Genomic DNA, 13018 nt, shown 5'->3' with positions numbered 1-13018 from the left:
GTTGATCAGCCATTTACTCATAGCGCAGCGCTTCGGCCGGCTTGACGCGCGCGGCGCGCCAGCTCGGGTAGATGGTCGCCACCAGCGCGAGGCCAAAGGCGATGAGGCCGATCTGCGCCACGTCCAGCCAGTGCACGTCCGACGGCACGGCGCTGATCTGGTAGATTTCCTTGGAGATGAAGTGCAGGCCGAAGATGCCTTCGATGAAGGGCACGATGACGCCCACGTTCAGCGCCAGCACGACGCCGCCGATCACGCCCAGGGCACTGCCCAGCAAACCCACCAGCGCGCCCTGGATCATGAAAATCTTCATGATGGAGAATGGCGAGGCGCCCAGGGTGCGCAAAATGGCGATGTCGGCCTGCTTGTCGGTGACCGACATCACCAGGGTCGATACCAGGTTGAACGCGGCCACGGCGATGATCATGCTGAGGATGATGAACATCATGTTCTTCTGGCTTTGCACCAGCGCATACCAGCTGGCGCTGGCGCGCGACCAGTCGCGCATCCACAGCTGGCCCGGCATCGACGCTTTCAGTTCGCGCGCCACTTGCGGCGCCTGGTTCATGTCATGCAGACGCAGACGCAGGCCGGACGGGCCATCGAGCTGCAGCAACTGCTCGGCGTCCTGCATGTTGACGAAGGCCAGGCTGCCATCGAGTTCGTTATGACCTGCCTCAAAGATGCCAGCCACCTTGAGCGCGCGCATGCGCGGCATCACAATACCGTTGGCCGGGTCGCCCGCCCTCGGTTCGCGCTCCAGCATCAGGGTCACGTTCTGCCCCACTTTCACGTCGAGCGCCTTGGCCAAGTCGATGCCCAGCACGATGTTGTACGAGCCTGGCGTCAAGTCCTTGAAACTGCCCTGCTTCATCTGGGAGGCCACGCTGGAGACGGTCGCTTCCTGCTGCGGCAGCACGCCGCGCACGATGGACGGGCGCATGGTTTCGTCATTGAGCAGCATGCCCTGAGTTTCCACGAACGGCGACACGGCCTTGACTTGCGGATTGGCGTAGGCGGCGCGCTCCTGCGCCTGCCAGTTGGGCATGGAGCCGCTGGTATCGAACACCTCGACGTGGGCCAGCACCGACATCAGACGGTCGGTGACTTCCTTCTGGAAGCCGTTCATGACGGAGAGGACGACGATCAGGGCGGCCACGCCCAGGCCGATGCCGGCCACGGAAATGAGGGAGATGAAGGAAATGAAGCTATTGCGGCCACTGCGTTTCCCGGCACGCGTATAGCGCACGCCAACCTGCCACTCAAAAGGAAATTGTTTGATGATGCTCATGCGCTCCCGCGACAACGATAATATGCGAGCGCGCAGTGTGCCACACAAATGACACTCATGCGTGAAACACATCACCGTGGCGCCACTTTTCGCGCGCCCGCCGTCAAGGGAAAAACCGCGGGGACTACTCCCCCGGCGCCACAATCGCCTACAATCTCGGGATGAATCAACTTACCCTCGTCCTGCCCTTCGCCTTGCCCAATGCCGAGCTGGCTGCCGACCTGCTCAAGGTCTTGCAGGCGCCCGCCCTGGCGGCACTGCTGTCACGCACCTCCACTTGCAATTTGGAAACTTTTGACAACGCCAAGCGCCTGCTGCCACACGAAACGTGGCTGGCGCACGCGCTGAGCCTGTCGCCCGCGCCCAACGGCGAAGCGGCGCAGGCGGCCTTTGCGGCCCAGGCCATGCGCGGCTACGGCCTGGCGCCGGAACCGGGCGCGCGCTATTTCCTGCTGCATCCAGCCCATCTGGCCATCGCCCGCAGCCATATCAGCCTGGAAGACTTGCGCCAGCTCAAGCTCAGTGAAGTGGACGGCCGCGCCCTGTTCGACATTGCAGCCCCGTATTTCGACGAAATCGGCCAACCGCTGGCGTATGGCGACGCAAGCACCTGGTTCATGCGCGCCGATGCCTGGAGCGACTTGCAGTGCGCCTCGCCGGATGCCGCCACCACGCAGGACCTGTCAGTCTGGATGCCGGAAGGCGAACACGCGCGCGCCGCGCGCCGCCTGCAAAACGAAGTGCAGATGCTGTGGCATGAACATCCCGTCAACGCGGCGCGCGAAGAACGTGGCCTGAAAGCCATCAACTCCTTCTGGATCTGGGGCGCCAGCGTGGCCACGGCTGAACCTGCCCGCTGCGCGGCCAGCCTGCATACCAAGGACGCACCCGGCTGGCTGGCCGCGCTGGCGGAACCAACGCTGCGCGATGCCAGTCCAAACAGTGTGCTGGCAAGCAAACAGGACGCGATTGTCGTGCTGGGCGGCCTGATCGAGGCGGCGCAGGCCCAGGAATGGGGCATGTGGCTGCAGCAGTTGCAGGCACTGGAAGCCGACTGGTTCGCGCCCCTGCTGGCGGCCGTAAAAGATGGCCGGCTTGCGCAGCTGCGCCTGGTGCTGAGCCACCGCGACGCCTGGCTAGCTTGCAGCACCAGCAAGCATGCGCAGCGCAAATTCTGGCGCGCGATTACCCTGAACAAGTTGAAAGCATCATGACCCGCACCCGCATCGCCACCCGTCCCTGCCCTTACCGCGAATCCGAACTGCTGCGCCAGGGCGGCATCCATCCCGTGCTGGCCCGCCTGTACGCCTCGCGCGGCCTGTCCGACGCGAAAGAACTGTCGAGCGAACTGGCGGCCCTGATGCCGCCGTCCGGCTTGCTGCACATCGGCGCGGCCGGCGTCTTCCTGGCCGACGCGATTGCCGCCAAGAAGCGCATGGTCATCGTCGCCGACTACGATTGCGACGGCGCCACCGCCTGCGCCGTGGCCATCCGCGGCTTGCGCGCCATGGGCGCCGACGTCGATTTCATCGTGCCCAACCGTTTTGAGTACGGCTACGGCCTGACGCCGGAAATCGTCGAACTGACGGCCCGCGAAAAGTCGCCCGACATCATCATCACCGTCGATAACGGCATCGCCAGCATCGACGGCGTGGCCGAGGCCAACCGGCGCGGCATCCAGGTCGTCGTTACCGACCACCATTTACCGGCCGACACCCTGCCCGACGCGGCCGTCATCGTCAACCCGAACCAGCCCGCCTGCGGCTTCCCCAGTAAACATCTGGCCGGCGTGGGCGTCGTGTTCTACGTCTTGCTGGCCCTGCGCGCAGAACTGCGCCGGCGCGGCATCTTTGATGCGCAGACGCAACCCAAGCTCGATAATCTGCTCGACCTGGTCGCGCTGGGCACAGTGGCCGACGTGGTGCGCCTCGATACGAACAACCGCATCCTCGTCGCGCAAGGCTTGAAACGCATGCGCAAGGGCAATATGCATGCGGGCGTGGCCGCCCTGTTCCGCGTGGCGGGCCGCGAAGCGCGCAGCGCCTCGCCATTCGACCTGGGCTTTGCCCTGGGACCGCGCCTGAATGCGGCCGGGCGCCTGCAAGACATGTCACTGGGCATCGAATGCCTGATCACGGATGACGAAGGCCGCGCCTGGGCGCTGGCGCAGCAACTCAACGATATCAACCTGAAGCGCCGCGAAATCGAGGCGGAAATGCAGGACACGGCCCTGCTGCACCTGGACGACTTCGAACCGGCCAACAGCAGCACCATCAGTGTGTTCGACGAGTCCTGGCACCAGGGCGTGATCGGCATTGTCGCCTCGCGCCTGAAGGAAAAGTTTTATCGCCCAACGATCACATTTGCGCCCGGCGCGGACGGCTGGATCAAGGGTTCGGGCCGCTCGATTCCCGGCTTCCACTTGCGCGATGCGCTCGACCTGGTGTCGAAACGGGCGCCCAGCCTGATCGACAAGTTCGGCGGCCACGCCATGGCCGCAGGCTTGACCATCCGCGCCGACGCCTTCGAGGCGTTTTCCAAGGCCTTCGAAGCCGTGGGCCAGGCCTGGCTCAGCCAGCAACAGCTGGAAAGAGTGGTGGAAACGGACGGCCCCCTGGAAGACGCGTATTACACGACGGCTTTCATCGAACTGATGGATGGGCAAGTGTGGGGCCAGGGTTTCGCCCCGCCCGTCTTCTGCGACGAATTCCGCGTCGTCAGCCAGCGCATATTAAAAGAGCGCCATTTGAAACTGCTGCTGGAAAAGAACGGCGTGCGCTTCGACGCCATCTGGTTCGGCCACACGGACGCCCTGGGCGAACGCACAAGGGTCGCCTTCCGCCTCGATGCGAATGAATACAATGGCACGACCAAGGTGCAACTGATGGTAGAGCACGCCGAACCTATCTGATGGCACCGGCCCAAACCTACTGCGCGTCGCGCTTTGCGGCCGGCGATGCTCACCGTGCCCTGGCACGGTTGCGCTTCTCGGCCACAAATCACTGCCGCTCGCTACGGTTTGGTCAGGTGCCGTGATGTTTGTGGTCTTGTTGCTGTATCTCAAACTTGTGTGGAACAAAGTCATATCAAATCATGGCGATGGCCGACACAGGCCTACCCCACCTAAAAGGTGCCAAGCACCATGTTGACCGGCCTGAACCACCTCACGCTGTCCGTGCGCGGCCTGCCGCGCAGCGCCGTATCCAGGCATGGTGTTCGAAGCTGATGATTAAAACAGTATATTTGATAAATTCATTAAAATAATTACTCTACCAATAAGATCAAGCGTCGTTGCTGTAAAAAAACACTGTCACACATCGATACCGCTCTGATAACCTTGTCTTTAAGGCTTAATCAGGCTGGCAAGATTGCCTCCTGTAATAGGCAAATCTGCCACGTTCCATTGCAAAAATAAAAATATTGATTGAAAATAGTTAACACTTATTTGGCAAATTCGCTAGAATCGATAGCGCATCAGGGTAAGTAGCGATGCATGATCAATTCTGAGGGCAAACCCGTCGAAAGACGGGGACGCAAAGCCACCGGCCTACCGCGCGCAAGCGCCACGGCAGCGGGGCTGCCAATGCAGGGCCGGGACCGCCAGCGCGGCACCATGCCAGGATGCATTGTCGAGATGTGGCCCTCGCCAACTCGGAGAGTTTCGCCATGAAAAAATTCAGCCCCCTGCATCCCCGTCACGGGCACCTGCTTCTGGGCGCCACTGCCGCCATCCTGCTGGGCGCTTGCGGCCCCGGCCAGGAGACATCGGCGCCGCCCGCCGTGATTGCCACGGCGGCAACCCAATTCACTGTCGAGGTACCCGTCATCCCCGCCGCCGTCGGCGCGCTGGTGGCGCAGCCGATGTTCCATGCGGCCCCCGCCCTGCTCGATGCGCCTGACGGGCGCGACAGCGCCAACAGCAGCGGCTCGGCCCACTGGCGCCCGCACATGCAGCGGGTGCCCGGCGCCATGGCGAACATCAGCACGCGCCGCCTGACGGCGCAAAAGATCGCCGCCGCGGAACAGACGGCACAGGACATCGCGCCGCTGCAAGCCGGCGGCGCGGCGGACACCGCCGCCCCCATGGCTGGCAGCAGCGCGGTGGCAACGTACTCTCCCGCGCAAATCCGCGCCGCCTACGACTTGCCCGCATTACCGGCAGCGGGCACGGCGCTGACGCCAAGCCAGGCAGCCCAGCTGGGCGCGGGGCAAACGATCTATATCGTCGACGCCATGCACAACCCGAACGCGGCCGCAGAACTGGCCATCTTCAACCAGAAGTTCGGTTTGCCCGGCTGCACCACCAAGGCCATCGCCACCAATGCCACCCTGCCCTTGCCACCAGCGCCGGCCAGCGGCTGCGAGTTTTCCGTCGTCTACAACACGCCATCGAGCACCATGACGGCCACGGCGCCCGCCTATAACTCGGGCTGGGCCATGGAAATCGCGCTCGATGTGCAGTGGGCGCATGCCACGGCGCCGCTGGCACGCATCGTGCTGATCGAGGCGCCAGACGCTTCCATCAACAGCCTGCTGGGCGCCGTGCGCCTGGCCAACCTGATGGGGCCTGGCGTCGTGTCAATGAGCTTTGGCGCCGCCGAAGGCAGCTGGACGGCTTCCGTCGACAGCGCCTTCACGGGCAAGAACATGAGCTATCTGGCCGCCACGGGCGACTCGGGCAGCGGCGTGTCCTGGCCGTCCGTGTCGCCCAACGTGCTGGCCGTGGGCGGCACCACGCTCAGCTACAGCGGCAGCGGCGTGCGCAGCGAAGCGGCCTGGTCCGGCACGGGCGGCGGCATCAGCGCCTATACGGCACTGCCCACTTACCAGACGGCCAACGTACCCGGCCTGACCAATCTGCTACGGCGCAACGTGGCCGACGTGGCCTTTAATGCCGACCCCGCCACTGGCCAGTACACGGCCGTGATGGCGCAGGGCAGCAGCACCGCCAGCTGGCTCAGCATCGGTGGCACCAGCCTGTCCACCCCACAGTGGGCCGGCCTGGTCGCCATCGCCAACGCCAGCCGCACGCTGCAGGCCAAAACGGCGCTCGGCTTGCCGCACAGCATGCTGTACAGCCAGATCGCCACCGTGCCCGGCACCTTTGCCAGCAGCTTTGCCGACATCACGCGGGGCAGCAACGGTAGCTGCAGCGTTTGCACGGCCAGGATCGGCTATGACCCGCTGGGCGGCCTGGGCACGCCGAACGTGAAAAACCTGCTGGCCAGCCTGTCGGGCACGCAGATCGCCCCCGCCGCCCCCGTGGTGGCGCCTGCCAGCATCAGCGGCGCAGCCGGCAAGCCTCTATCGTTTACCGTCTCGGCCAGCGCATCGAACCCCCTCAGCTACACCATGCTGGGCGCGCCGGCCGGCATGAGCATCGCCGCCACGGGCGTGGTCAGCTGGGCCGCCCCCATTGCGGGCAAGTATGCCGTGACCATGGTGGCGCGCGATACCGTCAGCGGCCTCAGTGGCCAGGGCGCCTACAGCATCGTCATCACCCCTGTCGCGCCGCCCGTCGTCGCCGCCGGAGCCATCACGGGCAAAGTTGGCACGGCCCTGGCATTCAATGTCAGCGTCACGGCCGCCAATCCCGTCAGCTACGCGCTGAGCGGCGCGCCGGCCGGCATGAGCATCAGCGGCACCGGACTGGTGAGCTGGGCCACCCCCGTTGCCGGCACCTATGCCGTCACCGTGACAGCCACCGACAGCAAGACTGGCCTGAGCGGCAAGGGCATCTATACGGTAGCCATCGCCGCCCCGCTGCCACCCGTGGTGTCAGTAGCCAGCGTCAGCGGCAAGCCCGGTGTTGCCCTGTCGTTCGCCACCACGGTAGTGGCGCCCAACCCCGTCACCTACAGCCTGTCGGGCGCGCCGTCCGGCATGAGCATCAATGCCGCCGGCGTCGTCAGCTGGGCCAAGCCCGTGCTGGGCAGCTACAACGTGACCATCATCGCTAAAGATAGCAAGACGGGCTTGAGCGGCCAGGCCGTGGCCACAGTGAAAATCGCCGCTGCCGGTCCCACGATCAGCGCCGCCGCCATGACGGGCGTGGCGGGCAAGGCCATGAGCGGCAGCATCGTGCTGACGGCACCTGGCGCGAACGCGCTGCAGGTCTCGATCAACGGCGCGCCGCTGGGCATGCAGTTTTCCATGAGCGGCCTGACCATCACGGCCTACTGGCCGCAGCCGGTGGCCGGCAGCTATACGCTGAAGCTGGTGGCGCTGGACAATAACGGCTTGACGGCGCAACTGACCGTGCCGGTCACCGTCACGGCAAAATAAGCCTGCACGGCCCGCCAACGGGGCGCACCGGGACACACGTCCTGGCGCGCCCCGTTTTTCATGCATGCGACCGTTGCAAAGAATCCGGAAAAGGAGTATATATAGTCCATAAACAGAGTTCCATTGGAGGAGTGCCATGAATCTCGCCTACGCCTATCCGAAAAGCCGCTTCGAGCCGGCCGTGCTTGTCGACTTGAACGCCAAAGCCGAACGCGAGCGCTTGTCGCAGGCGGCACTGAAGGGTTTTTTCAAGCTGGCCGCCGCCTGGAAGCTACGCGACGATGATGCGCGCGAATTGCTGGGCGGCCTGTCCAGCAGCGCCTATTACGAGTGGAAGAAGCACCCGGATCGCGTGCTGGAAGTGGACCGCATCACGCGCATTTCCTATTTGCTGGGCATCTACAAGGCCTTGCACATCCTGTACGGCGACAAGCTGGCCGACGAATGGGTGAGTTTGCCCAACAAGAACCCCATCTTCGGCGGCCGCACGCCCCTGTCGCAGATGCTGGCCGGCGGTTTGCTGGCCATGCAGACCGTGCGCAAGCTGCTCGACGCGCGCCGCGGAGGGCTGTAATCGTGCCTGCCGCCGCGAATGCACACCTGCCGCCGCTGGCCGCCCTGCGCCAGATCGACACTTGCCGTTTGATACCCTCGCGCTTCGCCGACATGGAAGACTCCGTGCTGGCGCCCCTGGCCGAGGACGACGAGCACCTGCGCGAGCTGTTCGAACTCGATAACGCGACCAACGCGCGCCTGGTGGCCGAGTATGGCGGCGCGCCAGGAATTGGCGTGGACGAGCTGGTTTTTGGCGTACCGAACTTTCGCATCATCAACGCCGCCTATACCTACGCCCGCCCGGAAGGGGCGCGTTTCAACGATGGCGAGCGGGGCGCCTGGTATTGCGCCTTCGACATGCAAACGGCGCTGGCCGAGATCATTTTTCATAAAACCGTGGAATACCAGGAAATCGACTATTTCGACGACAGCGTCAGTTACCAGTCGCTGCTGGCCGATTTTTCCGCCAGTTTCCACGACCTGCGCGGCCAGGAGCGCTACCAGGCTTGCCTGGACCCGGCCAGCTATATCGCCTCGCAAGACCTGGCCGCCATCCTGCTCGAAGCGGGCTCCATGGGCGTGATCTTCCCCAGTGTCCGGCACGCCAGCGGCACCAACCTGGCCTGCTTCCGCCCTGCCCTGGTGGGCAATGTTCGCAAAGGCGCCGCCTATCGGTTAACATGGCAGGGTACGCCGACGCCGCGCGTGGAAGCCCTGTAAGGCAAGCCTAGCGCGCGCAACGGCACCCGACTCACCGCAACTTGATATATCGCATGCAAACCAATCCTGAAAAAGACACCGAACTGCGCCTCAAAGTCAACAGCGAAACGGCCCGCCTGGCCTGGAGCGAACTGGAAAAGCACTTCGCCCAGGGCAATGTCGTCTGGGTCGCCAATGAACTCGATCTGGTCGAAGTGGCCGTGCGCATCTCGCACGACGACAAGACCAGCATCACGCAATGGATGGTCGATGGCAAAGTAGCCAAGGTGTCGGACCAGCAGGCGCTGGACTGGCAAGCGGCCGATGCGGCCCTGTGGGCTGTCGTCGTCAGCCCGTTTATTCTGGTGCAGCAGGACAAGCCGACGAAACACTAAAGACTGCGTTCGAGCATCAGGCGCAGCGATGTATGCCTGGAATGCGGTGTCGTTGTACGCATAACGCCCTGCCTACACTACGGAAAGTCGTATCGCGCAGCGTGGCAGGTTTGACAATGCGCAGCAAGCGCATTGTCTGCTCGTCAGTGCCCGCCGCCCAGGTAGGCCGCAATCACCTTCGGATCGTTTTTCAGGCTGTCGGCCGGGCCATGCACGGAGATGCTGCCGTTTTCCAGCACGTAGCCGTAATCGGCCACGTTCAGGGCGGCGGCGGCGAATTGCTCCACCAGCAGCATGGTCACGCCTTCCGCCTTTAATCTCGTGATGATGCGGAAAACCTCCTCGACCAGGATCGGTGCCAGGCCCATCGACGGCTCGTCCAGCAAGATCACTTCCGGATTCAGCATCACGGCGCGGGCCATGGCCAGCATCTGCTGCTCGCCGCCCGAGAGCGTGCCAGCCAGCTGGTCGCGCCGCTCCTTCAGGCGGGGGAACAGCTCCAGCGCCTTGTCCAGGTCGCCCTTGATGTCGCCTTTCGGGCGTGAGCGCGTAAAGCGGGGAAAGGCGCCCAGCAGCAGGTTGTCCGTCACCGACATGGAGGCGAACACGCGCCGGCCTTCCGGCGAATGGGCCAGGCCGGCGCGTGCGATGCGGTGCGAGTCGAGCCCTGTGACATCCTTGCCGCCCAGGGTGACAGTGCCCGATTTGGGTTTCAGCATGCCGGAAATGGCGCGCATGGTGGTGGTCTTGCCGGCCCCGTTCGAGCCGATCAGGGTCACCAGTTTGCCCTTCGGGACGTCGAGCGAAATGCCGTGCAAGACTTCGACTTTGCCGTAGGCGGCGTGCAGATTTTGAATGGTCAGCATGGTCTTCCTCTCAGTGCGCCGCAGGGCTTAGGGTGTCGGCGCTGCCGCCCAGGTAGGCTTCAATCACTTTTGGATCGCTCTGGACAAGCGCGGGTGCGCCTTCGGCGATCTTCTGGCCGAAGTCCAGCACCGTCACCACGTCCGACAAGGCCATTACCACGTCCATGTGGTGCTCAATCAGGATGATGGTGATGCCATGCTCGCGGATCTTGCGGATAATGGCCATCAGTTCCTTGATGTCGGGCGCCGTCAGGCCCGCCGCCGGTTCATCGAGCAGCAGCAGGCGCGGGTTGAGACCCAGCGCACGGCCGATTTCCAGCAGCCGCTGCTTGCCATATGGCAGATTGCGCGCTTCTTCGTTGGCCAGGTCGGCCAGGCCGACAAATTCCAGGATGCTGGCGGCCCGCTCGCGCGCCGCCTTCTCTTCGCGCTTGTAGCGGGGCGTGTGCAGCATCACGTCCAGCACGTTCGACTTGAAGGTGTTGTGCAAGCCCACCAGCACGTTCTCGGTCGCCGTCATCTCGCCGAACAGCTGCACGTTCTGGAAGGTGCGCGCCACGCCGCCCAGCGCGATCTCGGACGGCGTGCGGCCGGAAATCACGGCGCCGGCAAATTCCACCTTGCCCGCCGTCGGCTTGTAGATGCCCGTCAGCACATTCATCATCGTGCTCTTGCCCGAGCCGTTCGGTCCGATCAAGCCGTGCACGGAGCCCTGCGTGACGTTCAAGTCCACCTGGTTCAGCGCTTTCAGGCCGCCGAACTGCATCAGGGCCTGGTCCACGCGCAGCAGCGTTTCGCCGCGCTGGCCGCCCAGAGCGTGGTCAAAAGGCGCCACGCCGTGCGAAGCGACGGCCTGCACATGGCGCCGGCCCTTGCCGATAAAGCTCATCAGGAACCCGACGATGCCGTCCTGCAGGTAGTAGACGACAAATAAAGTCATCAGACCGAAGATGGTCAGGCGCCAGTCGATCATATTGTCCAGTTTATAGGAATATGCGGCCAGGCCGATGGTGGCGACCAGCGGCACGAGCACGCCGCGCACCGTGGAGCGCTTCTTGGCCAGCATGTAGATGGAACCGATCACCCCCAGCACGGCGGCAGCGACAGCGATCTTGCGGAACAGTTCGATGTCCGCCAGCAGGCTGGGCAGCATGACGACGATCAGGGCGCCGATCAGGGCGCCCGAGCGCGTCTTGCGCCCGCCCATGATGACGGCCAGCAGGAACAAGATCGTCAGCTCGAAGTTGTAGGTATTGGGCGAAATGTATTCTTCCGAATACGCGTACAGGCTGCCGGCCAGGCCGGCGAAACCGGCGCTGATGACGAAGGCATAGACTTTATAGCGATAGACGGAGACGCCCATGCAGTCCGAGGCGATGGGACTGTCGCGCAATGCTTCAAACGCCCGCCCCAGGTTCGACTTCAAGATACGGTGCACGACCACCAGCGAAATCACCATCAGCGCGGCGACCATGTAGTAGTACTCCACTTCCGACAGTTTGTGCCCGAACATGACGGGCTTGTGGATCTTGATGCCCATCGGGCCTTCCGTCAGGAAGCTCATTTCATTGATCAGGATTTGCACGATAGTGCCGAAGGCCAGGGTCACCATGGCCAGATAGGGACCCGTCACGCGCAGGGCCGGCAAGGCCAGGATGGCGCCAAACAGGGCCGCCCCCACGATGCTGGCGGGGATGGCCAGCCAGAACGGCAGGCCCAGCTTGAACACCAGCACGCCCGTGGCATACGATCCGATGCCGAACAGGCCCGCATGGCCCAGCGATACCTGCCCCGTGTAACCGACGACGATATCGAGGCCGAACAGCAGGATGGCGTAGATCAGGATGGTCTCGGCCAGGTGGATGTAATAGGGATTCGGGATGACGATGGGGAACAGCACGAGTGCGGCCAGGCCCGCCGCGCTCAACGCCAGCATGGTGATTTTCTTGTTCATGTGATCCTCAGACTTTCTTGATCGCGGCTTTGCCGAACAGGCCGGACGGCTTGATGGCCAGCACCAGCAGCAGCAATAGCAGGCCAGGCACTTCCTTGTAGCCGGTGGAAATGTAATAGCCGGTGGTCGTCTCGGCGATGCCCAGTATCAGGCCGCCGACGATGGCGCCCACGCCCGAGGTCAGGCCGCCGATGATGGCCACGGCAAAGGCCTTCAGGCCCAGCGAGGCGCCCATGGTGGCGCCCGTCAGCGTCAGGGGCGCCACCAGCACGCCTGCGAAGGCAGCCGTGGCCGATGACAGCGCGTAGGAAAAGGTGATGACCATGCCCGTGTTGATGCCCATCAAACCTGCCGCGTCGCGGTCGTTGGCTGTCGCTACCACGGCCTTGCCGTAGATCGATTTGCGGTTGAACACTTCGACAGCCAGCATGATGGCCAGCGCGCCAACGATGACGGCCACCTGCATCGGCTGTACGTTCGCGCCCAGCACCTTGAATGGCGCGGCTGATAGGGGCGACGGGAATGTCAGGTCATCCTTGCCCCAGATATTTTCCGCCACGTTCTTGAAGATGATGGCCAGCGCGATGGTCGACATGATCCAGCCGAATTCGGACTTGATCTTGATCGCGGGCCGCACGCCTATCCATTCGACGAACACGCCCTGCAAGGCGCCGAAGGCGATGACGACGGGGATCATCAGCAGATAGCTCATGTAGGGGCCGCCGTGGATGGTGCCCACCAGAGAGAGGCCCACGAGCGCGCCCAGCATCAGGGATTCGCCCTGGCCGAAGTTGAGGGTGCCGGACGTGGCAAAGGTCAGCTGGTAGCCGAAGGCGATGACGGCATAAATCATGCCCAGCGCGATGCCGCTGAAGACTAGCTGCAGGAAGATTTCCATGGTATTCCCCGAAGGACGGAAGATAAAAAAATGGCCAGTCCTGATTCCTCAAGGCTGGCCATGGCGTGGCAGGTG

10 protein-coding genes and 1 riboswitch are annotated in these 13018 nt (G+C 63.7%); of the genes, 6 read left to right on the top strand and 4 right to left on the bottom strand.

Annotated features, from left to right (window positions below; translation table 11 throughout):
• Positions 1-13 precede the first annotated feature (13 nt).
• The gene (locus tag C8C89_RS15405; RefSeq protein ID WP_133990810.1) at positions 14-1291 is read right to left on the bottom strand and encodes a lipoprotein-releasing ABC transporter permease subunit; all 1278 of its coding nucleotides are present in this window, start codon (positions 1289-1291) and stop codon (positions 14-16) included.
• A 161-nt stretch (positions 1292-1452) separates the two neighbouring features.
• Between C8C89_RS15405 and C8C89_RS15400 the strand changes: the two genes are divergently transcribed.
• The 6 genes from C8C89_RS15400 (at position 1453) to C8C89_RS15375 (ending at position 9225) form a co-directional block, all read left to right on the top strand.
• A complete protein-coding gene (locus C8C89_RS15400) occupies positions 1453-2505 on the top strand; it encodes a hypothetical protein (protein ID WP_133990807.1) in 1053 nt (350 codons plus the stop codon).
• Positions 2502-4202 (top strand): single-stranded-DNA-specific exonuclease RecJ, encoded by a 1701-nt coding sequence (gene recJ, locus C8C89_RS15395; RefSeq protein ID WP_133990805.1) that lies wholly within the window; start codon positions 2502-2504, stop codon positions 4200-4202. The genes C8C89_RS15400 and recJ overlap by 4 nt, the downstream gene beginning before the upstream one ends.
• A gap of 587 nt (positions 4203-4789) precedes the next feature.
• Positions 4790-4876, top strand: a riboswitch (cyclic di-GMP riboswitch).
• Between the two features lie 81 nt (positions 4877-4957).
• Positions 4958-7576 carry a putative Ig domain-containing protein gene (locus tag C8C89_RS15390; protein WP_133990803.1) on the top strand — a complete coding sequence of 873 codons (2619 nt, stop codon included), beginning with the start codon at positions 4958-4960 and terminating at the stop codon, positions 7574-7576.
• 136 nt (positions 7577-7712) lie between these two features.
• The gene (locus tag C8C89_RS15385; RefSeq protein ID WP_046682984.1) at positions 7713-8150 is read left to right on the top strand and encodes an MbcA/ParS/Xre antitoxin family protein; all 438 of its coding nucleotides are present in this window, start codon (positions 7713-7715) and stop codon (positions 8148-8150) included.
• 2 nt (positions 8151-8152) lie between these two features.
• Positions 8153-8851: an RES family NAD+ phosphorylase gene (locus C8C89_RS15380; protein WP_208327703.1), complete on the top strand. Its 699-nt coding sequence runs from the start codon at positions 8153-8155 to the stop codon at positions 8849-8851.
• Between the two features lie 53 nt (positions 8852-8904).
• Positions 8905-9225, top strand: coding sequence for a DUF2288 domain-containing protein (locus C8C89_RS15375; protein ID WP_133990801.1), 321 nt, complete (start codon positions 8905-8907; stop codon positions 9223-9225).
• Between the two features lie 143 nt (positions 9226-9368).
• On the opposite strand, the gene C8C89_RS15370 is transcribed toward C8C89_RS15375, so the two are convergent.
• The 3 genes from C8C89_RS15370 to C8C89_RS15360 are packed head-to-tail and all read right to left on the bottom strand — an operon-like array spanning position 9369 to position 12943.
• Positions 9369-10091: an ABC transporter ATP-binding protein gene (locus tag C8C89_RS15370; RefSeq protein ID WP_133990798.1), complete on the bottom strand. Its 723-nt coding sequence runs from the start codon at positions 10089-10091 to the stop codon at positions 9369-9371.
• Between the two features lie 10 nt (positions 10092-10101).
• Positions 10102-12045 (bottom strand): branched-chain amino acid ABC transporter ATP-binding protein/permease, encoded by a 1944-nt coding sequence (locus C8C89_RS15365; protein WP_101481682.1) that lies wholly within the window; start codon positions 12043-12045, stop codon positions 10102-10104.
• A 7-nt stretch (positions 12046-12052) separates the two neighbouring features.
• Complete coding sequence (locus C8C89_RS15360; protein ID WP_133990796.1) at positions 12053-12943, bottom strand: branched-chain amino acid ABC transporter permease; 891 nt, start codon at positions 12941-12943, stop codon at positions 12053-12055.
• Positions 12944-13018 lie beyond the last annotated feature (75 nt).

This window comes from Janthinobacterium sp. 75 (assembly GCF_004365495.1).
In the GTDB taxonomy this organism is placed as follows: Bacteria; Pseudomonadota; Gammaproteobacteria; order Burkholderiales; family Burkholderiaceae_D; genus Janthinobacterium.
This window is presented reverse-complemented; position numbering and strand designations above follow the sequence as displayed.

Bases quoted from the DNA above. Each gene is read 5' to 3' on its own strand.
- C8C89_RS15360 (WP_133990796.1), bottom strand. From the start codon at position 12,943: ATGGAAATCTTCCTGCAGCTAGTCTTCAGCGGCATCGCGCTGGGCATG.
- C8C89_RS15370 (WP_133990798.1), bottom strand. From the start codon at position 10,091: ATGCTGACCATTCAAAATCTGCACGCCGCCTACGGCAAAGTCGAAGTC.
- C8C89_RS15365 (WP_101481682.1), bottom strand. From the start codon at position 12,045: ATGAACAAGAAAATCACCATGCTGGCGTTGAGCGCGGCGGGCCTGGCC.
- C8C89_RS15400 (WP_133990807.1), top strand. From the start codon at position 1,453: ATGAATCAACTTACCCTCGTCCTGCCCTTCGCCTTGCCCAATGCCGAG.
- C8C89_RS15375 (WP_133990801.1), top strand. From the start codon at position 8,905: ATGCAAACCAATCCTGAAAAAGACACCGAACTGCGCCTCAAAGTCAAC.
- C8C89_RS15405 (WP_133990810.1), bottom strand. From the start codon at position 1,291: ATGAGCATCATCAAACAATTTCCTTTTGAGTGGCAGGTTGGCGTGCGC.
- C8C89_RS15390 (WP_133990803.1), top strand. From the start codon at position 4,958: ATGAAAAAATTCAGCCCCCTGCATCCCCGTCACGGGCACCTGCTTCTG.
- recJ (WP_133990805.1), top strand. From the start codon at position 2,502: ATGACCCGCACCCGCATCGCCACCCGTCCCTGCCCTTACCGCGAATCC.
- C8C89_RS15385 (WP_046682984.1), top strand. From the start codon at position 7,713: ATGAATCTCGCCTACGCCTATCCGAAAAGCCGCTTCGAGCCGGCCGTG.